The following is a 19,591-nucleotide window of genomic DNA, read 5'->3' as shown; positions in this document are numbered from 1 at the left end:
TTCGGAACGAAAATTTGCCCTTGTCCTGCTCTGAACAAAAGTATGTCTAATACCTCTCCATAAGTCTTATACGTATCTTCAATAAAAGGTGATAATCTTTTAAGTAGCTCTTCAAGAAACCAGAAATATGTAATTTTCTTATTCTTCAAGTATTTCTTGAAAAATTCAAAATCCTCTTCAATAAGATATTTTGATGAAATAGAAGCCTGTAAGTTTGGCAAGTATGCGATATAAATATTTTTCGATAGTAGAGCTCTAAACTGAAAAATCTTTTCCCTGTTCAGTCGAAGCCTTGTGAAATAGTCCATATGAATTTCACTCGCATAATCAGACCTAACAATCTTTTTGAATAATTCCAAGAACAAGTCAAAGTTTCGATTACCAACAACTCTAAGCAGTCTTGATACTGATTGGGAAAGCATATATGCTCTTTCATTATGAAATTCCCTATTCTTATAAATTACATTTAAGTCATTCACAATCTTCATGTAATCTGACCTTGTAAAATCCTTGGTATATCTAGCTATTTGATTTACCTTGTATTTCTCATAATCATCATGCCCTAACCTCCTTTCTTTTCTTTCACTTTTAGTATCGGTCAATTTTTGATAAAGCTTGTAAGCTCGATTTTTCAGATTTTTCAATAGTTTACGTTCATTGCTAACCTGAATCCAGTTTAACCTGTCTACATAAGTTGCCAGTATAGCATTATCAATAAAATCATTAAAGTTTAGCTTCAGTTCATAAAACTCTAGAAGAAGAGTTTTGTCAAATTCAATGACAGGTAAGGATCTATTATGATATTCTAGGTTGGTTGAATATTCTTGAATGCATTTTTGACAGTGGAATTTCAGTTCTGCTCTTTCGTAACTCTCAAAAATAAACTTCCATAGTTTTTCTCTGAATACTCTTTGCTCCTCACTTAAGACAACATTATAATTCCCAATAAGTATTTGGTTGCCAATGCTGTGATTGGATTGATAATTATCTCGCAGAAAGGTTGGAGCAATAAAGAGAATAATTTTTGAATAAAAATCACGGTCATCCTGAATTCTTTCGTACAAAAAGTCAAAAAGACATATTTGCTGAAAATATCCCTGTTGGTAGCTATATCTATCCATAGATATTCTTTCAGTAAAAGACTTTAACAATTTGTGAAATCTCAATTCAGATTTCAAACCATACTCAGTGATAATTTTTAAGGCTAAAAGGAACTGTTCTTTTCCTAAATATTGAAATCTTATTAGGATTTCAATAGTCTTGTCTCCAATAGTATCAGAGTGTCTTTCGTTGAAGATTTTAAAAGTGTAATCGTTTGGATTATCTCCTTTAATCTCTTTTGTTTTTTTATCAAAATAACTAAGAGACTCATGGGGAATGTAGTAGTAAAAATCATCAATAAAGGAAATAGCAAGTTCTTTAGTTTTGATTTTTTGCCAACCTTCTTTAATATCATTTGAAATAAGTTCCCCAATCAATTCGAGACTAAAATTATTTATTTGCTCCTTAAGGATATGCCCAAGTGAGAACCTTCCGTGTTTATCTATGTATGCATCAATTAATTTGGAAAATGATATTTCTTGTTCTTTAAGAAATACTAAATACAATATGTATTCTCCTAAAATTTGGTCAGCAACCTTATAGATCCTCTCAAATTCATCAGCAATTTCAAGATTATATAAAATCCTAAGATTCTCCTCAAGTGTCAGTTTCGAAACTGAAAAATACTTTTCAATTTCACCGACTTGTGTTTCGTTTTCGAGATTAATGGTTTTAAAAAAAGACAATAGGCCTGCAACAGCTAAAAGGCTTCTATTTTCAAACGAATCAATACTTTCTTTCACCGAAGAAAAGTAGGTTTCCAGAATTTGTGATGGATTATTTAGCTTTTCCAATTCACCACTTTGGCCAGCAATAACAGCCATAATCGCAAGTCGGGGATTGCCTTTTGAGATATTGAATATTCTTTCGGCATAGTAATCACTTATATTATATTCATCAGACTGTAAAATCTTTCCTAGCTCATCTCTTGCAAATGGCTTGAGTTCAATAAGCACAAAATCATCAAGGAATTTTTGAACTTCCCCTTTAACATAATTTCGTACCGTCAAAATGATTTTTATCCGTCCTTTGTTTACTCTTTTTCGTTGAAAATTTAATATCTGTATTAGATTATCCTTGAGCTTGTTGGCATCGTCCAGCACCAATAAATAGTCTTTTTCAGGTAAAAGGAATATTTGTAAATCCTGCCAAATGTCTAGGTTTCCGTTAGCCCTTATATATTTTAAATCATAGTTTTTGTTCTCGCTTAAAAATAGTTTTGTCAGCTCTATCGATAGTTTTGTTTTACCTGTTCCTGCATACCCGGAGATTAGTAGAATGTCTTTCTCTTTGAGGTTATTTAATCCTTCTTCAATTTCTGTTTCTCTATTAAAAAACTCATTGGATAAAGGAGTTGCAAATTTTGACTTCTCATAATCTTCAACAAACTCAGATACCTCTAGAATTTGGGCTGTATCTATAGGTATATCTAATTTTCTTGCAAGAGAAGGATAGTTTTGGCTTATTTCGTTTGCTAAAATCCTTATGTCAACAACCTCCAAGCGACAATCTTCAGAATAAGCTGAGAGACATGTTTTAAGTTCCTCGTGCTTAACTGTATCATGGACTCCATTGAACATCAAGACAACCTTAATGATTTTTTCCTTCGGCACATCATTTTGAGAGAAACAATGGCTGATGTCACTTTTGAGCTTGGTAAGAATATCTCCAGTTTTGGTAGTTATTTCTACAAAAAGGTAATAATCACCGACCGGGATAAATGTGTCAGGGGTGCCTTTTCTGGATTTGTCCTTTCCCACAACAAGACCTGTAGGGTAAACAAAAGAATATTTGAAATTTAAGTATTGACGGCAAAGAACGGCAAAATCGTCTCCATTGATTGTAGTTAGTTTATGTTCTATTTGGGTTACCATAATAAACGACAGTTTTTTTAATCATCTCCTTATAGCTTTCCAATCAGATTCTCTTTTAACCACTCAAAAGCTAGCTCTTGGTCATATCCAATTCCTAATCTTAATAACCCCTCCATATCCCCAGTGAAATTAATATCATTTTCTTTTTCTTCAATGTTGATCAAGAATTCCTTTTGACTTGGTGGTTTCCCTGTGGAAAAAATCATATACTCCTTAAAACATTGAATAATGGATTCCGTGTCCAAGCTCATGTGCAAGTGCGAATAATCCAAATCAAAAAGATCCCTGCCTTTACTACGTTGGTATAAAGCTCGAAGTTTTGTCCCTAACAATTCATTTAGGTTATAAGTACGTATTCGAGCTTCCCCCGAAAACCATCGATTTTTGATTTCAAAAGGAAGCTCAATCCAATCCAACACATTGAAATGTTCCTTGCAATTGATTTCCAACTTCAATCGTCTTCTCGTATTTCCATATTCTGAGGCAAATCGGTATAATGCCTTGGCACCATGCCCCCTTACTTCTGTCCGTCTGGGCTCTTCGAAAAAGTCAATTATTTCTCCCAATCGCTGCATGATTGGCTTGATAGGACCCGGTTTTATCTGTACCAAATCAATATCCTCTGAATACCTTGGTGCTGGATTTAAATAGAGTTTGTGCAAGGCCGTGCCACCCCTAAAGGCCAAATTTTCTTTAAGAAAATCATCGGAAAAAATGACTACCAATGTTCGGCTGATAATCAAATCTTGCTCAATCTGGTCGAATGATTTCCATGGTGCATGTTCTTGCCATTCCACTATGTAGGGTCTTGGTATCATATATCGCTTTCAAGGGCTAAGTTCACATCAACTTTCCATTTGTTATCTACCGCACCTGGTTTGATTTTATCCGATGTATTCAACAGTACAGGGTAAAAACCATGCCTTTCCAAATACACAATAAGTGGCTCAAGCAAATCATTTTTTGGGTTTACATAATCCATCAAAAAACCCAATCGTTGTAAAACACTTTTATGCGGATACCATTGCAATAAGGAATTCATTTCACTTCCTTCAACTTCTTCTAAAAGTTCCTCAATATTTGCCAACATTCTGTTTATTCCTCCTAGCTTTCTTTGATGGTATATTAAATCCACAATGGTCAGTAATGGATCTGAAACATTAAAATAACCAGCATCAGATCTTTTTTGGACAATATTGGCCTGAGGCCAGTTAGAGGTAAGAAAAAAGTTTATGGCTATATTCTTTTTATGAATATCCAACATTCTAGTACCTTCGGTGATTATATATTCAGTCTGTGCTTGTTGATGGGCCGCTCCATGTAATTGTGCTGCCGAGTATAATCCAATGTAATAGGGTTTGCCCAAGTGTACAAATAGTTTATTGACATAAAGCTCCAATGGTATAACACTCAGCTTTGAATACCTTGGTGGTATAATAAGGTAGAACCCTTTTCTTAAGGCAATGATTTCTCCTTTCTCGGATAAATAGGCCAAATCCGTTGCAACAGCATTTGCGTCCTTCCCTGAATAAGCCATATATTCATCTCGGGAGAAGGAATATTCTTCCACTGACAATCTACTTTTGATAAAATCGGCGAGCTGCATTTAGTAAATTTAGAAGAATATTAGTAATTATTGCTATTATTCTCCTTTTTTTACTAAAAATTCTCTAGAGTTTTTACAATAGTCTGATTCCTTATATTGTATATTAAAGTTCAAAAAACGATTGATGAACTGTTTCTTTTAGGAGAAAAATACCAAAGGATATGATTTTGAAGTTCAATAATCTCATTTTCTGTATAGTTTTTTTCTCTTGTTTGGTTTCAAGTGCTCAAAAACTTTCTATGGAATTAAAGGGTAAAGTAGAAAGCAATACTACGGACGTCTCGGATGTTCATGTAATAAACACCCGGAAAAATCAAGCCACAATTACAAATCAATATGGGTACTTCAGAATTAAGGCAAGTGTTAACGATACATTGTGGTTTTCGGCAATCCAATTTGACAAATCATTTTTGGTAGTTGATGACAAGATTATAGAAAGTGAATTAGTAACTGTGGCTTTGGAGGAGTCCCTAACTGAATTAGATGAAGTTGTAGTAACACCGTATAACTTATCGGGGAATCTCCATATGGACATTCAGTCCATGAAATTTAAACCCACTGTAAGTTCTACCTCCTTACGACTGCCAAACGCAGAAGTTAAACCATTATCCTTAAATGAAAGAAAACTTTTCTTAGCTATGCAGGAGCAACTGCTGCACAGGCTTATCGATGAAATAACGGGTCACAACAAAAAGTTGAGAAATTCTGTTTCCGTGGACAAACTAGAAAAAGAGATTCAGACGATAAGGAATTCTTATCCGGATTCCCTCTATAAAGAAAGACTAAAAATACCATCAGAAAAGATAGATGATTTCATATATTATTGCGCTGTGGATACAATTTTCAACTCTACCGTTCAAAGTCGGGATAAACTCAAAATCTGGAGTTTTCTTGAAAGAAAAAGTTTGGCCTACCGAAAAAACAATTATCTGGATTAACTTTATTACAATAACAAAAGGCTGAGCGGGCGTAAGGTTCATGAAAAATAAAAAGTATGGTAAATCATACACTATTGAAAAGTACAATCAAAGGATTTTGAAAGTAATTATTGAGTGACAAATGGATTTTCTATCCCAGACATACTATTTTGATTTCGAATCAGATGAAATTCAGGAGTTCGTCCGTGATTTTAAAGACGATTCCCTTTTGCCAAAAGAGAAAGCCAAACTATTATATGTTAAGGTAAGAGATTCATTTAGATACGATCCCTATTTTTTAAGTTTTTCAAAGGAGCATTTTAAAGCCAGTAACCTTGTGAAGCAAAAAAAGGGTCATTGTATAGATAAATCCATCATTCTAATTGCCGGGTTACGCTCCTTGGGAATACCGGCAAGAATCCGTTTGGCAAAAGTCAAGAACCATATAGCAATAGACAGGCTTACCGAAAAGTTCGGAACTAATGAATTGACTCCACATGGCATGGTAGATCTTTTATTGGAAGAGAAATGGTTGAAGGCCTCACCGGCATTTAATCGGTCATTGTGCAAAATGTGCAATGTTCAGCCCTTGGATTTTGATGGCGAAAATGATTCAATATTCCAAGAGTACAATAATGAGGGAAAAGAATTTATGGAATATCTTGAAGACTACGGCCATTTTGAGGATGTTCCTTTGGATTTCATGGAGGCGAATGCCAGAGAACATTATCCGCATATTTTTGGGAATGATAAAAATAAAAAGGAGTTTTGGTTATAATCACTCTGTCAAAAGTTCAATAAAACGATTATTTTGAGGTAGCATAATTCCGCAACTTTGTTTAACTCTACAGTCAGCGATTAGTTCCGTAAAAGGTTAATTCCCGATACTACTAAAAAGAACGGAAAATGGAACTGAATCTTAAAGTTTGCCCAACTTCTCTGAGCTTTCCCCTAAAACGGCCGATTAATAGGACCATAATTATGATTTATAACGGCCTAGGATTTTCACTTTAAAGAGCTAAATAATGAAATGTATATTTTGTAACAACGTAGAGCGAATTGAAAAGCGTATCAGAAACAATTTTGACAAGAAATTTCACTACATTGTTCTTTTGTAAATCGAATGATGAGCTTTCCTTTACTTGCCGGTATTGCAGCTTCAATATTACATGTGGTTTCAGGACCAGACCATTTGGCTGCGGTTACCCCTTTGGCGATTGAAACGAGACGAAAAGTCTGGAAAATAGGTTTGTTCTGGGGTTTTGGACATCTGACCGGAATGCTTTTGATAGGGTTGCTTTTTCTCCTATTTCGGCAATACATTCCAATAGAGAAAATATCGGAACATAGTGAACAGCTAGTTGGCGCCGTTTTAATTGTCGTGGGACTCTGGGCATTATACAGTATTTTCGGCAAAAGAAAAAACCACAAACATCCGCATGTGCACAATGCGGAAGAGCCCTATATTCATATACACGAACATGAGCATGACAAAAACATGCTAAACCATGGTCACGCTCATAGCAAAAAGGTTAAGCAAAATCAATGGACTTCTTTTGGGATTGGGGTTTTACATGGACTCGCAGGAATAGCACATTTTGTTTTACTCCTTCCGGTATTGGGATTTGAAAATAAATTTGATAGTATTCAATACATCATTGGCTTCGGATTAGGAACACTATTGGCTATGACGATTTATACATTCTTACTTGGACAATTAGCGAGGTACTCCAAAAAACAAAACAGTAAATCTCTTTTTAAAATGGTGCGCTTATCGGGAGGAGTTTTCGCAATTGCTATAGGTGTTTACTGGCTGTATCTTAGTCTTTAGAGCTTTAAATCCGTTATCACTACCCGATGATTTCCAGTATCGGCAATGATTAGTTTATTTTCTTTTGTAGTTATTGAAAAAGGCCAATACAAGGAGCTTGAAGTTCCCATCAAGGTTTCTTTATTTTCGCTTCCTGTTTTAAAATCTCGTTTCCCAATGACCGCTGTTGCTTCGGGATTGTTTTTCGTTGGGATTTTATCAAACCATAATACTCTACTATTCCCAGTATCATTTACTAGTATCCCGTCTTTATAGAAACAAGCATCATATATCCAGTTTAACGATTTTGAAGAGGGAAACAAGCCAAACTGATTTTGTCCACAAGCATCAAAATCGGCTTGTCCAATAATACTATCCGCTGGTTTTGAAAATGCTTTGTCAGCATCATTCCAAACTAATGAACGGTAGAATTGAGTGTCGGCTACGACCATTTGTCTTTTGGCATTTACCTTAACGGAATAGGGCCAAATGGGTTCATGATTTTCATAATCCCTGTTCGTGAAATCCGGTTTTCCTATGACTTCATCCGCCGGAGCAAAATTGGTCATTGGAATCCCGTCATAGAACAATATCCTCCGATTCCCTGTATCTGCTATCCAAAGGCTTTCTCCATCTGAGAAAACTCCGTACGGCCAGTTTAAGGTTTGTGCAGAAGGGTCGTTTCCAATACCCGAAACGTTGGGTTGATTTGATTCAAAATCGGGCTGCCCCAACACTACATCCGCTGGCTGCCCATTTTGAGTGGGTAACGAATGCCAAATAAGCACGCGATGGTTCCAAGCATCTGCAACGATAACGATAGTGCCATTGCTCCATATTCCCGATGGATAATGTAATGTACTTGCAGTTGCAATTCCACCCGCATTACGACCCGTTTCTGTGGCATCGACCTGACCCAAAACAATATCGGGTTCTTGATATTCTGTCTTGGGAATTTCATTCCAGATAAAAATGCGATTACGCCCCGTATCGGAAACAAAGAGTTTATTCTCCATAGTAAAAACTCCTCTTGGAGCCAAGAATGGCATTTCCTCGGAACCTTTAAAAACATAAGAATCGGTAACATGTTTGCCTAGCGTTTCAAAATTCATATTAACAAATTCTAGGCAATTGTTCTCCGGGAAGCATACTTATAACCCTCTTACCTCCTATTGCACTTTCCATAATGACTTGTTTGGGATGTTCCGCAACGACGCTTCCTATAATACGAGCATTTTGACCATTCTCATCTTCTTGCAAAGCAGTCAAAACGGCATCTGCTACAGACTCAGATACGAAAGCAATAAAGAGTCCTTCGTTTGCTACGTATAAAGGGTCCAAGCCTAATAATTCGCAGGCACTTGCCACCTGTTCATCCATAGGAAAATCTCTTTGAAACAAGTCGATACCTATTTCAGAAGATTGTGCAATTTCTTTCAATACTGTTGCAACACCACCCCGTGTCGGGTCAGTCAATAAATGAATACTTTCTCCAAACAGCTCAATCAATCGTAGTATGGTATGATTTAGATTGGTGGTATCACTCTTGATTTCAGAGCCGAATTCTAAACCTTCACGAACCGACATGATAGCCATTCCGTGAGATGCAACATTTCCACTAATAATTATTTTGTCTCCTACGGATATATTTTTTACGCGGATATTTGCTTTGGGATGAATAGGTCCGACACCTGAAGTGTTCACGAAAATTTTGTCGCCCTTACCCTTTTCAACCACTTTAGTATCGCCAGTAACGATTTGCACGCCTGCTTTTTCACAAGCGAATTTGATGGCTACCAGAATATCCCAAAATTCTTTTACTGGAAGTCCTTCCTCAATGATAAAACTTAACGAGAGATATTTGGGCGTAGCCCCGCACATTGCCAGATCATTGACCGTTCCGTTTACGGCCAACTCTCCAATATTTCCCCCGGGGAAAAATATGGGAGACACTAAAAAGCTATCTGTAGAAAAAGCCGTTTTGCCATGCAACTCTAAAAATGCACCATCATGGCGTTCGTCGAGGATATCGTTTTTCAGCAGATCAAAAACACCACTATCTAAAAGTCTGTTGGTTAGTACTCCGCCACTTCCATGCCCTAAAGTGATGACATCAAAGTCAAGTTTAGGCATGGGGCATTGCAGCTGCACGCGTATTTTGTTGTTCTCCGGCATTTGGTTTCGATTAAGCTTCAACTAGTCCGGAAAAGTGATAATAGGCAGCACAAGCCCCTTCACTACTGACCATGGGCGCACCAAGTGGATTTGTAGGTTTACACGCTTTACCAAATTGAGAGCACTCAAAAGGCTTTTTGATTCCCTTCATAACCTGACCTGAAATACAGTCTGGGTTTTCAGGTGCCTCTTCAATCGTGACACTAAATTTTTTTGTAGCATCAAACGCTGCATATTTCTCACGAACGGCATAGCCGCTATCAGGAATTTCCCCAATACCCCGCCACATCTGATGTCTAACTTCAAAAACTTCATCAATGACTTTTTGAGCATCACGATTACCTTCCTCCCGAACGATTCTAGCGTATTGATTTTCAACTTCAGACTTACTTTGCTCTAATTGACGGATAACCATCAAAATACCTTGCAGCACATCTAAAGGTTCAAAACCCGTAACCACGATCGGCACTTTATATTTGGCCGATATTGGATGATACTCCGTATTGCCCATTATGGTACATACATGACCAGCAGCCAAAAAGCCATCTATTTTACTTTCCTCATCATCGATTACCGCTTTTATTGCTGGTGGCACCAAGACATGCGATGCCAAAATAGAATAGTTTTTTACGCCTCTACGATGCGCGTGCACTACCGACAAGGCATTTGCCGGAGCCGTTGTTTCAAAGCCAACGGCAAAGAAAACAACTTCTTTATCCGGATTGTCTTCGGCAATTTTTACAGCCTCTAAGGGAGAATATAAAATCCGTACATCGGCTCCTTCTGCTTTTGCTTCAAGCAAACTTTTTTGAGAACCAGGCACTCTCAGCATATCTCCAAAGGAGCAAAGAATCACTCCTTTGTCTGAGGCGAGATACACCGCTTTATCGATTAAATTCAAAGGAGTCACACAAACGGGGCACCCGGGTCCATGAATCATAGTAACCGAATCCGGTAACATTTCAATGATACCATTTTTCACAAGGCTATGTGTTTGCCCACCACAAACTTCCATAATCGACCAAGGTCTAGAAACGGTGTTCTTTATTTCTTCCAAATATTTTTTTGCGAGTTCAGGGTCGCGGTATTCAGACATGTATTTCATCTGTAGATTTTTATTTTTATTAATTGGTCAGATGTAATTCGCTCAATTTGCAAATTGAATGTAATGTTTGTAATGGATCATTTCACGGCAAACGGTTTTAATTAGTTTTTGGCAAATATTCATCTACATCGGTAAGGTCTCCCAGTTCCCCAATCTCTTCCAGATACTTAAACGTTTTTTGCGCTTCTTCTTCATCTACTTTGCTGATGGCAACACCAACGTGTACCAATACATAATCGTCAATATCGGCATCAGGCAGCATTTCTAAACTGGCCTCTTTGGTTATACCGCCAAATAACACTTTAGCCATGCGCACCTTGCCATCATACTGCATTTCAATACTCTTGATTTTACCTGGAATCGCTAAACACATAATTTACTTTTTAATATGCTGATAATAAGATAACTGACCGAACGAAATATTCTCATCGTTACTAGACAATATACGATTAAATTTTAACTTTATTCCCGAATTTTCAGCTAGTTTTATAAGCTTTTCGATGAGTACAGCATTTTGAAAAACCCCGCCACTACAAGCAATACAACTAAAATTATGCTGCTTTGCTATATTAAAAATCACGCGCGCTAGCGTATGAATAAAACTATTCGCAATTCTTGGAATTGAGAAACCATCTACCATAGCTTGATGAATATTTTGAATAATTGTTTTTGTTGGAATGTTTTCAAATACTACCCCTGCTAAAAAATCAACTTCATCATTTCCAACATACATTCTTGCTTGATTTTCTAATAGCATTGCAGCCTCACCTTCATAGCTAGTCACATCTATTATACCCAACAAGGATGCAACCGCGTCAAACAAGCGTCCTACCGATGATGTTTTCAATGGGTTGTTCTCCAACATTTTTAAATAGACTTTCCATTCCGTTTCGGAAAACTTCTTCCTGGCAATTTCCTTTTCTGCATTGGGAAGTATACTGAGAAAGGACAATCTTGGTTCTTTCGCCATTTTATCAGCAGCCAACCAATCATAATATTCAAAGTGAATCAGCCGTTCCATTTCGTGATTTTGATACGTAAAGGACTCGCCTCCCCATATCATATTGTCTTCTCCAAACCCAGTTCCATCCCAAACTAGACCTAGTATTTTTTCTTTGGAATCAAATAAATCGTGTTCGCCTAAAACACTTGCAAAATGGGCTTTGTGATGTTGTATGGAGATATATTCCGCATTCCATTTTTCAGCCAACTCCCTTCCCAAAATGCTACTTTGATATTGTGGATGGGCATCTATCAAAATTACTTCCGGTTGTGTTTGAAACAACTTTTCAAATTGTCCAATACTATTCTGAAATCTTTCGGAAACATCATAGCTATCCAGATTTCCAAGATAAGGACTCATATAGGTATGCGAATTAGGCACAAACGTAAACGTGCTCTTTAAATGGGCACCCATGGCCAGTATCTTTTCGTTTCCCGAAGGTGTCATATTCAGAAAGTTGGGAGCTAATCCACGAGAACGTCGAAGTGTAATTTGATGTTCATCAGTAAACCGAAATACAGAATCATCCTGAGGAAAAGTAACTTCTAAATCGTGATGCAGGAAATAATCAGCCACTCCAGATAGTTTTTGAATTGCTTCTGATTCTTTCGAGATAATCGGGGAGCCATGAACATTTCCACTCGTGGCGATGATCGGAGTACCAAGTTCATCCATCAAAACCGTGAGCAAAGCTGATGATGGTAACATAACACCGAATTGATTCAATCCTGGAGCGATACCATCTTGTTCCAAGTCAGGAATAGACTTCTTCGGGTTCAAAATAACTATGGGAGCTACAGATGAAGTAAGTGCATTTTCTTCTGTAGCACTTAGGTTAAAGTCTTTTTTGATTCTTTCCAAGGATGGATAGAGCAAGGCAAAAGGTTTCGCAGGGCGTTGCTTTTTTTCACGTAAACGTTCTATCGCCGACTTATTATTGGCATCGCAACATAGCAGATAACCATTTGTGTTTTTAAGTGCCAGGATGCTTCCTTTTCGGATGAAGTCGGATGTTTTCTTAACTAGCTCCTTATGGTCTCCATCAAATTGCCTCCCGTCATAATCTTGCAGTTTTAATTGAATCCCACAATCGGCGCAGCCATTCGTTTGCGAATGAAATCGCCTGTCATCAGGATTGATATATTCCGATTGACAAGTAGCACACATTTTAAAGGCAGAAACCGTTGTATTTGACCTCTCAAAAGGAAATTTTGTGGTCGCCGCAAATCTTGGGCCGCAGTTGGTGCATGTGGTAAAAGCATACCCATATCGCCGATTGCTTTTATCCCTAATTTCAGCTTTGCATGATTCGCAAATAGAAAAATCTGGGGTTAACGGAATGTTGGTTTGATGCTTTGCTTCTGAAGGAATTATCTTGAAGCCATCGAATTCTTGAAACGGAATTTCGGAAATCTTATGTGATTGAATGATAGAAATTGATGGAGCATTTTCTAGTAGTTGAACCAGAAAATTAGTTGCTTTTTCTTCGGAGGCATTGATGTGAATTAGTACTCCGTCTTGATTATTGCAAACCGAACCCCTCAATTGAAATTGTTTAGATAAACTATACACAAAAGGACGGAAACCCACCCCTTGTACTTGACCAGAAATAGTAATTTCAAAGGTTTTTTGCATTTAGCCATTATCCTTTCTTCCGTTCAATTTTCTCCAGTAACCAATCACACCAAGCATCTATTCCCTCTCCGTTCGTAGACGAAACTTGTAACACTTCTATTTCATGGTTTACCTCTCGCGCATCCTTGATTACGGCTTCTACTGAGAAAGGCACGTAAGGCAATAAATCGGCTTTTGAAACGACCATCATATCGCTGGTCAAAAACATTTTAGGATACTTTTTGGGCTTGTCATCACCTTCTGTTGTTGCCATTAAGGTAACGCGATAGTCTTCACCCAAATCGAAAGAAGCCGGACAAACCAAATTGCCCACATTTTCTATGAACAATAAATCAATATTCTCCAAGTCGAATTGGTCTAAAACCTGATGCACCATTTGAGCTTCCAGATGGCAAATACCTCCCGTTACTATCTGCAGGGCATGTATGCCGGTCTCCCGAATACGCTCTGCATCACGTTCCGTTTCTAAATCTCCGACCATCACGGCCATTGTTATTTTATCCTTTAGTTTTTCTGCGGTTTTCTGCATTAAGGTGGTCTTACCACTACCTGCTGATGAGGTTATGTTGATTAAAAGAGTATTGGTTTTAGCCATTTCCTTTTTAATAATATCCGCTACAAAATCATTTGCTTTGAGCAAATTGATATTAGTGTTCTCGCATTGCACAGTTCCTCGTGCCGCCTTTGTTGATTTATCTACGCTCATCGTTTTTTTGTGTTTATAAAGACCTAATGGTCTAGTCATCAAATTCTATTTTGTGAATCAACATTTCCTCCCCTTCGATTACATTTTTACTTGGTCGTTCGCAATTTTCGCATAGAAACCTGTAATTCTCCACATTGGTAACATGATCGCAAACTTCACATTGAATTTTCAATTGTGTCGATTCTATTTTCAAAGCAACGTTCTGAAATCTGCCATCCCTTAAATGATAAACATCATATGCGTTGTGTAGCAAACGCGGTTCTATGTTCGAAAGGATTCCCACTTTCAGGTGAATTGCTTTCATCTTCTGGAGTTTCTCAGCTTCAAACTCTTGTTCCAAAGTCGCAATAATGCTATTTACGATAGATGTTTCGTGCATAACCCTCCTAAATTAAACTTTTTACTTTTTCCAATTCTTGGAGATGCTTCTCAGCTTGTTCTAGTATACCAGCATCTGTCACCAAAGTTTTCACTTCCTCGGCTTTTTCCTTCATTTCTTCATATTTTTTCAACTCCTCCTCACTAGTTTCGTTATGTGTAAGCCATCCCAATTCCAATTGATTCATCAAGGTCAAAGCACGTTCAAAGGGATATGCTTCTGCCGTTCTCACCTCAAGCGCTTCCTCAAACAGACCAGCTGCTTTTTCAAGATTGTCATGAATTTTTGCTGGAGGAAAATGCATTAACGCTGTCGCATAATTATGACTTGCCATTGCATTTTCATACGGATACTTATCTTTTGTATAAAAAGCCAGAACTTCTTTGAAGGATGATGCACAAAAGGCCGTCCACATTGGTTTCTCGTCAGCACCTACCGGAATTTCAGAATAAATTAACGCCAGATTGTGATGTACATCTGCAAATTTCTGAGGATGTGTATCTCGCTTGAACACTTTCAATACATCCTGAAAAGCATTAATGGCTGCTTTATAATATTGAGGACTTCCATTCTTTGACCAAGTATATAATAGAATCGCTTTTTTGAATCCGGCCTCTCCCAAGAACTCCGGAATATCTTCTTCTTTAAAATATTGAATCGCTCTATTAATAAGTTCTTTGGATGCAACAAAGTCTCCCTTAAAATTGGCAATTTCTGTTGCATCGACCAACAACATTCCTGCCTGTATTTTCAGGTCTTTTGCTTCGAATTGAGCAATGGCCTTTAACTGCAGTTCATGAACTTCTTCTAACATTTGACTATCATAAGGCACTTGTAATTGTGCCATTAAAATTCCCGCTAAATGGGTATTCATTGCATTTTTGGCATCTTCTGAAATGGCAATTTCGAATTGTTCTTGCGCCAGTTGTTTTGCCTCCTGCAATTCACCAGAATCGAGAAGTAAATTTAGGTAGTGTTTAGCCGTAAATACCTTGACTTCATCATTTTCAGCTTTGGAAAGTGCTTCAGAAAACTCTTTTTTAAGTCCCTCATTGTTTTTGGGGTTTTCTACGACACCATAATAACTTAGAACTGCACTGTTGTGCGGCGATGTATTGTAACAAAAATCTACCATGTCAGGCGAAATCTCATAACCGAATTGCAAATGTGTTGCAATCAAAAGGTGGTGGTATAGCGGATGTTCTTCAGAAACAAACTCAAAGGCCTTTTGATGATTTCCAAGCTTATAGAAAACCAAGGCCAGTAGATTTTGCCTGTTAAATGGAGTCGCAGGAAATATATAAGGCGGTTCCAAATCATACCAATCTAAAGGAACTGTAATTTCATCCGATGCTACCACCAAGGTTTTCAGGTCATCTATAGTTTCAGCGTCCTCGGTTATGCCAACCAACTCATCCAATCTATCTACCGATGCAATCGCCTTCTGAACCTTTAGGATGGCATCAGTTGTTGTTAATATCGTAAGCATCTTTGTCTACTTTTTGTGTACCTCGTGGGTCTTTTGCAGCTGTTTGCTGTATATTTCTACCATAGATTTCAGCGAGTCGTTCCGAACGGTAATCACCGATAACTTGAACCAAAACCTCGTTAGGGTCTTGGGTATTTATAAATATGAGCGAAACCTCCCAACGTCCTTTTACAGGGGTAACCTTGTACTGCACCTCGGCATCTATTAGCCAGTCGTTTTTTGGTTTTGTCATGAGATACTCACCTTTATCAAATTCGTTTTTTCAATGATTTCATAATCCAAATCCCTGTCAGTCATATCTAAATCATTGTCTATCAATATCTCTCGAATAGCTAGGGTTTTATCACCTTTTAAATTACGTGATTTCAATAGAAACTGAGTCGGTTTGTACATTTTAACGAACCATTGACTCGAAACAGGAGTGATTAAAACCTTACTCTGCTCTTCCACATAGGTGACATACGCGTAATGAATGTCTCCGAAGATGGGTTGAATCAATTCATTGTCCAAATAAATATGTGAAGTCTTCAGGGTGATTTTAGCACTCACGTAGATATCTATAAATTTAATTCTTCCAAAATATGTTGTACGACTTTATCACCTGCTTCCTTCACCACGTCACTCAAATCAACTTCTAGCTTGGTATTTTCAATCGCCACTAAATACACTTGAATATCTTCTGGATACTCATCTTGTAATATTTTTTTCGTGTACGATAAAGCCTGGTCCCATTTCATTCCATGGAGAAAAACCATCGGGTCATCTTGAGGTGCTTTCATTACTTCTTCCGCTGGGACTTTAAACAAAGTACCCACAGGTTCATTGCTATTCAGAACTGCATCTGCCAAAATAATCTTATCATGGCCTTTTAAACCAAAAAGTACTTCAAAGGCAGCTGTACCCATATCGATAATGCTTATGTCGTCAGAATCGGGAAGTTTTTCCCGCAACTGTTCTATTACATAAATGCCTACTGCATCATCGCTGCGCACCGGATTTCCAAATCCCATTATTGCCGTTTTCATCTATTTTTCTTTCTATTAAAGTAAAAAACTTTCCCGAGGTCACCCTCAGGAAAGTCTCAAAAAAACTACATGTCAGAAGTTATAATTTGAATCTTGATAGCTCAACGCCACTTTGCGCATCATGGGCATGTACCGTACATACCAAACATGAATCGAAAGAGCGCGCTACAATACCTACTTCTACTGGATCTAATGGGTCTTCGATCGTTGTGCCCAAAAGAGCGGTCTCAATAGGTCCTGGATTATCATTACCATCTTGCGGACCAACATTCCAAGTTGTTGGGGCCATAACTTGATAGTTTTTGATAACACCATCTTTAATTTCAATCCAATGTGCTAAGGCTCCTCTTGCTGCTTCCGTAGCACCAAAACCTTTGCCGTCTTTCTCAACAGGTTTGGTGTAGAACTCACCATCTAAATCAATTTCAGATAACCATTGTTCAATGAATTTATAGATTCTAGGAGCTTCATGAACTCTAGCAAGAACTCTAGTGAATACGCTAGGCCCTAGCTTTTTCATGATATCACCAAATAAAGGATCTCTAATTTGATGTTCCTTATTATTTGGGTTAGCGTTCATAATCACCCTAGCCAACGGACCAGCTTCAGCAGCATGTCCGTCATAACGCGGAGCTTTTGCCCAGCTATATTGATTATCAAAGTCACTATCATGCAATGTCTGCGATTTCATAGGTGTCGGAAGCGGTTCATCCCAAGGGTGAAGCCCATCTTCTTGGTCTTTATACCACGAATGCTTAACGTGCTCGCTCACTTTCATGTGGTCAAACTCATGATAATTTTCACCATCAAAGAATCCACTTGAGCTAATTAAGGCGTCATTTCTACCTTCAATAGTTGGATTATTATATCTGTCTTTATGCAAGTATGTTCCTGTTGCTAAGAATTTACCAACACCTTGACCGAATTTATCCAAACCAAATTCGATACCCGCACGAATCAACAATCCCAGATCACTATTCTTTTGAGATTCATTTTCTTCGACCCACGCCAACATGTCGTCCCAAGATTTGATTTCCATATAACGCTCGATAGAGCAACCTAACCAAATCGGTTCTAACCAATCGTTTTTAAATTGTGCGAGTATAGCATGAGCTCTGGTAATATCCTTTAAGGTAGGAGCGCACATCACCCCACCCGGCACCATGTAACTTGAGTGGGGCCATTGACCACCGAACAAGGCATAAATCTGAACTGGCAGTCCACTTGCCGTCAATCCCTTTTGAAAGGTTTCTCCGACATAGGCGGACCAGCGTTTTACCACTTCCTTATATAAAGGTTTATCGGCATACTTTTTATTAGCTAAATCCGTGGCGAAAATCGCATAATACCATCTTGGGATACTTTGAAGGGTTTCCGAAGCCTGACCAATCGCTCTCAACAAAAGAGCATTTGGGGTTAGCTTTGTTCCCCAAGCAGTATCTAATGCCGAGGATGCACAATATAGGTGCGACCCTCCACAAATACCACAAATTCTAGGAGTAACAATGAGTCCCGATTGTGGATCCTTGCCTGCCATGATTTTCTCAAAACCCCTGAACATCGCTGCTTGCGTATGGGCGCGTGTGACTTTGCCGTTGTCAATATAGACCTTCACATCCAAATCGCCCTCAACACGACCAACGGGAGATATATTTAATTCTGTTACTGACATTTTTATTCTTTTTCGTTGCTATTATTTTGAACCTTCCTTAACCCTATGGTTTGTAGGTAATACTTTCTGGAAACCGGCCTCTAAATAGTAAGCCAATTTGTTCCTACCCTCTGGGACTTCTTTAGGAAATGTACCCATGTACTTCATGGTCTTAAAAACACTACCTTTCATAAGGTCGTGATGTGGAAAGCCAGGTTCGGTACAGCCCAAACAAGGATGATTAGCTCGGGTTTTACTAGATTGTCTGTTCCACAATATATTGTTACAACTCGCTCTTGTCATTGGGCCTCTACATCCAACCTCGTAAAAGAGGCATCCGTTACCCCTTTGGCCAAATCCACCATCGACTTTTTGTGCAAAGTTGACTACGTTGGTACAACCTGTCTGAACAAAGTCGGTAAAAAACGTTTTTGGCCTGTGGTAATCATCAATAAGCACATCGCCTATCCTTCCCACAGAAATCGCGACAAGAATTTGAGTAATCCAATCTGGGTGCGCAGGGCAACCTGGTATATTTATTACTGGCAAACCACCTTTTGAAACATAGTCAGGGCCCAAGAACCCACCCTTGTTCTTTTTATGGAATTGCATTCCAGTAGATTCACTAGGGTTTGGCGGAACTGCAGGTATGCCTCCCCATGTTGCGCAATCGCCAATAGCGACGACATAGCCCGCAACTTCTGAGAGTTCCTTAATCCAGTCCTTCATCGGACGGTCAGCGAATAAGTTCATGGTTCCTGTGTTATCCGGGCCTTGAATTATCGAGCCTTCAAAAACAAGAATATCCATCTGCACTTTTCCTGCGAGGATATCCTTTAATAGGTCTTGAACTTGGTCCCCAATCTGTAAACCGGTTGTTGGGTGCCATAAAATGTTTAGCCCGAAATCGGTAATAAGTTCTACCACCGTTGGTTCTTCGGCGTTCAAAAAGGACATTGTGTTGCCACTACATGCACCTCCTTGTAACCATAGTACATTTGCCATAAGTCATTTGATATTTATTTTAAAAGTAATGAAAATAAGAATATGATTCTTATTTAACAAAATTTTTAGAGTATTTTGCGTTATTTGGAATATATCTTAATTATTCATGA

The 19,591-nt window shown here is 38.1% G+C and carries 19 protein-coding genes; 3 read left to right on the top strand and 16 right to left on the bottom strand.

Annotated elements, in window-relative coordinates; translation table 11 throughout:
- From A7D14_RS17460 to A7D14_RS17450, 3 genes are all read right to left on the bottom strand, one after another.
- Positions 1-2,975: hypothetical protein (locus tag A7D14_RS17460; protein WP_067037454.1), on the bottom strand; the 2,975-nt coding region annotated here is incomplete at its 3' end.
- Positions 2,976-3,004: 29 nt separating this feature from the next.
- On the bottom strand, positions 3,005-3,793 hold the full coding sequence (locus tag A7D14_RS17455) for a nucleotidyl transferase AbiEii/AbiGii toxin family protein (RefSeq protein WP_036382173.1): 789 nt from the start codon (positions 3,791-3,793) through the stop codon (positions 3,005-3,007).
- The gene (locus tag A7D14_RS17450) at positions 3,790-4,512 is read right to left on the bottom strand and encodes a type IV toxin-antitoxin system AbiEi family antitoxin (protein ID WP_255307486.1); all 723 of its coding nucleotides are present in this window, start codon (positions 4,510-4,512) and stop codon (positions 3,790-3,792) included. Before A7D14_RS17450 ends, A7D14_RS17455 begins: the two co-directional genes overlap by 4 nt.
- Before the next feature lie 308 nt (positions 4,513-4,820).
- Between A7D14_RS17450 and A7D14_RS17445 the strand changes: the two genes are divergently transcribed.
- The 3 genes from A7D14_RS17445 (at position 4,821) to A7D14_RS17435 (ending at position 7,329) form a co-directional block, all read left to right on the top strand.
- Positions 4,821-5,519: a hypothetical protein gene (locus A7D14_RS17445; RefSeq protein WP_141673437.1), complete on the top strand. Its 699-nt coding sequence runs from the start codon at positions 4,821-4,823 to the stop codon at positions 5,517-5,519.
- 121 nt (positions 5,520-5,640) lie between these two features.
- Positions 5,641-6,276, top strand: a complete 636-nt coding sequence (locus A7D14_RS17440) for a transglutaminase-like domain-containing protein (protein ID WP_036382166.1) — start codon at positions 5,641-5,643, stop codon at positions 6,274-6,276.
- A gap of 345 nt (positions 6,277-6,621) precedes the next feature.
- Positions 6,622-7,329 carry a sulfite exporter TauE/SafE family protein gene (locus A7D14_RS17435; protein ID WP_036382163.1) on the top strand — a complete coding sequence of 236 codons (708 nt, stop codon included), beginning with the start codon at positions 6,622-6,624 and terminating at the stop codon, positions 7,327-7,329.
- Here A7D14_RS17435 and A7D14_RS17430 read toward each other — a convergent pair.
- The 13 genes from A7D14_RS17430 to A7D14_RS17370 all read right to left on the bottom strand — a co-directional run bounded on the left by A7D14_RS17430 (position 7,326) and on the right by A7D14_RS17370 (position 19,481).
- On the bottom strand, positions 7,326-8,420 hold the full coding sequence (locus A7D14_RS17430; protein WP_036382160.1) for a hypothetical protein: 1,095 nt from the start codon (positions 8,418-8,420) through the stop codon (positions 7,326-7,328). The genes A7D14_RS17435 and A7D14_RS17430 overlap by 4 nt on opposite strands.
- Position 8,421: 1 nt before the next feature.
- Complete coding sequence (gene hypE / locus A7D14_RS17425; RefSeq protein WP_229702477.1) at positions 8,422-9,483, bottom strand: hydrogenase expression/formation protein HypE; 1,062 nt, start codon at positions 9,481-9,483, stop codon at positions 8,422-8,424.
- A 10-nt stretch (positions 9,484-9,493) separates the two neighbouring features.
- Positions 9,494-10,588: a hydrogenase formation protein HypD gene (gene hypD / locus A7D14_RS17420; RefSeq protein WP_036382157.1), complete on the bottom strand. Its 1,095-nt coding sequence runs from the start codon at positions 10,586-10,588 to the stop codon at positions 9,494-9,496.
- Between the two features lie 97 nt (positions 10,589-10,685).
- Entirely contained in the window at positions 10,686-10,961 is a 276-nt protein-coding gene (locus A7D14_RS17415) for a HypC/HybG/HupF family hydrogenase formation chaperone (protein ID WP_036382153.1), read from the bottom strand.
- A gap of 3 nt (positions 10,962-10,964) precedes the next feature.
- On the bottom strand, positions 10,965-13,226 hold the full coding sequence (gene hypF / locus A7D14_RS17410; RefSeq protein WP_036382150.1) for a carbamoyltransferase HypF: 2,262 nt from the start codon (positions 13,224-13,226) through the stop codon (positions 10,965-10,967).
- A gap of 7 nt (positions 13,227-13,233) precedes the next feature.
- Complete coding sequence (gene hypB, locus A7D14_RS17405) at positions 13,234-13,932, bottom strand: hydrogenase nickel incorporation protein HypB (RefSeq protein WP_072878679.1); 699 nt, start codon at positions 13,930-13,932, stop codon at positions 13,234-13,236.
- A 31-nt stretch (positions 13,933-13,963) separates the two neighbouring features.
- Positions 13,964-14,311, bottom strand: a complete 348-nt coding sequence (locus A7D14_RS17400) for a hydrogenase maturation nickel metallochaperone HypA (protein WP_036382147.1) — start codon at positions 14,309-14,311, stop codon at positions 13,964-13,966.
- Between the two features lie 7 nt (positions 14,312-14,318).
- Positions 14,319-15,800 carry a hypothetical protein gene (locus tag A7D14_RS17395; RefSeq protein WP_072877979.1) on the bottom strand — a complete coding sequence of 494 codons (1,482 nt, stop codon included), beginning with the start codon at positions 15,798-15,800 and terminating at the stop codon, positions 14,319-14,321.
- The gene (locus A7D14_RS17390; RefSeq protein WP_036382140.1) at positions 15,775-16,032 is read right to left on the bottom strand and encodes a hypothetical protein; all 258 of its coding nucleotides are present in this window, start codon (positions 16,030-16,032) and stop codon (positions 15,775-15,777) included. The genes A7D14_RS17395 and A7D14_RS17390 overlap by 26 nt, the downstream gene beginning before the upstream one ends.
- Positions 16,029-16,349, bottom strand: coding sequence for a hypothetical protein (locus tag A7D14_RS17385; protein WP_051947244.1), 321 nt, complete (start codon positions 16,347-16,349; stop codon positions 16,029-16,031). The genes A7D14_RS17390 and A7D14_RS17385 overlap by 4 nt, the downstream gene beginning before the upstream one ends.
- A gap of 8 nt (positions 16,350-16,357) precedes the next feature.
- On the bottom strand, positions 16,358-16,825 hold the full coding sequence (locus tag A7D14_RS17380; RefSeq protein ID WP_036382137.1) for a hydrogenase maturation protease: 468 nt from the start codon (positions 16,823-16,825) through the stop codon (positions 16,358-16,360).
- A gap of 79 nt (positions 16,826-16,904) precedes the next feature.
- Positions 16,905-18,497 carry a nickel-dependent hydrogenase large subunit gene (locus tag A7D14_RS17375; RefSeq protein WP_036382135.1) on the bottom strand — a complete coding sequence of 531 codons (1,593 nt, stop codon included), beginning with the start codon at positions 18,495-18,497 and terminating at the stop codon, positions 16,905-16,907.
- 21 nt (positions 18,498-18,518) lie between these two features.
- On the bottom strand, positions 18,519-19,481 hold the full coding sequence (locus A7D14_RS17370; protein ID WP_067037452.1) for a hydrogenase: 963 nt from the start codon (positions 19,479-19,481) through the stop codon (positions 18,519-18,521).
- Positions 19,482-19,591: the final 110 nt, after the last annotated feature.

It is taken from the genome of Allomuricauda sp. CP2A (genome assembly GCF_001683915.1).
Lineage (GTDB): Bacteria > Bacteroidota > Bacteroidia > Flavobacteriales > Flavobacteriaceae > Flagellimonas.
This window is presented reverse-complemented; position numbering and strand designations above follow the sequence as displayed.

Bases quoted from the DNA above. Each gene is read 5' to 3' on its own strand.
- A7D14_RS17455 (WP_036382173.1), bottom strand. From the start codon at position 3,793: ATGATACCAAGACCCTACATAGTGGAATGGCAAGAACATGCACCATGG.
- A7D14_RS17450 (WP_255307486.1), bottom strand. From the start codon at position 4,512: ATGGCTTATTCAGGGAAGGACGCAAATGCTGTTGCAACGGATTTGGCC.
- A7D14_RS17445 (WP_141673437.1), top strand. From the start codon at position 4,821: ATGGAATTAAAGGGTAAAGTAGAAAGCAATACTACGGACGTCTCGGAT.
- A7D14_RS17440 (WP_036382166.1), top strand. From the start codon at position 5,641: ATGGATTTTCTATCCCAGACATACTATTTTGATTTCGAATCAGATGAA.
- A7D14_RS17435 (WP_036382163.1), top strand. From the start codon at position 6,622: ATGATGAGCTTTCCTTTACTTGCCGGTATTGCAGCTTCAATATTACAT.
- A7D14_RS17430 (WP_036382160.1), bottom strand. From the start codon at position 8,420: ATGAATTTTGAAACGCTAGGCAAACATGTTACCGATTCTTATGTTTTT.
- hypE (WP_229702477.1), bottom strand. From the start codon at position 9,483: ATGCCGGAGAACAACAAAATACGCGTGCAGCTGCAATGCCCCATGCCT.
- hypD (WP_036382157.1), bottom strand. From the start codon at position 10,588: ATGAAATACATGTCTGAATACCGCGACCCTGAACTCGCAAAAAAATAT.
- A7D14_RS17415 (WP_036382153.1), bottom strand. From the start codon at position 10,961: ATGTGTTTAGCGATTCCAGGTAAAATCAAGAGTATTGAAATGCAGTAT.
- hypF (WP_036382150.1), bottom strand. From the start codon at position 13,226: ATGCAAAAAACCTTTGAAATTACTATTTCTGGTCAAGTACAAGGGGTG.
- hypB (WP_072878679.1), bottom strand. From the start codon at position 13,932: ATGAGCGTAGATAAATCAACAAAGGCGGCACGAGGAACTGTGCAATGC.
- A7D14_RS17400 (WP_036382147.1), bottom strand. From the start codon at position 14,311: ATGCACGAAACATCTATCGTAAATAGCATTATTGCGACTTTGGAACAA.
- A7D14_RS17395 (WP_072877979.1), bottom strand. From the start codon at position 15,800: ATGCTTACGATATTAACAACAACTGATGCCATCCTAAAGGTTCAGAAG.
- A7D14_RS17390 (WP_036382140.1), bottom strand. From the start codon at position 16,032: ATGACAAAACCAAAAAACGACTGGCTAATAGATGCCGAGGTGCAGTAC.
- A7D14_RS17380 (WP_036382137.1), bottom strand. From the start codon at position 16,825: ATGAAAACGGCAATAATGGGATTTGGAAATCCGGTGCGCAGCGATGAT.
- A7D14_RS17375 (WP_036382135.1), bottom strand. From the start codon at position 18,497: ATGTCAGTAACAGAATTAAATATATCTCCCGTTGGTCGTGTTGAGGGC.
- A7D14_RS17370 (WP_067037452.1), bottom strand. From the start codon at position 19,481: ATGGCAAATGTACTATGGTTACAAGGAGGTGCATGTAGTGGCAACACA.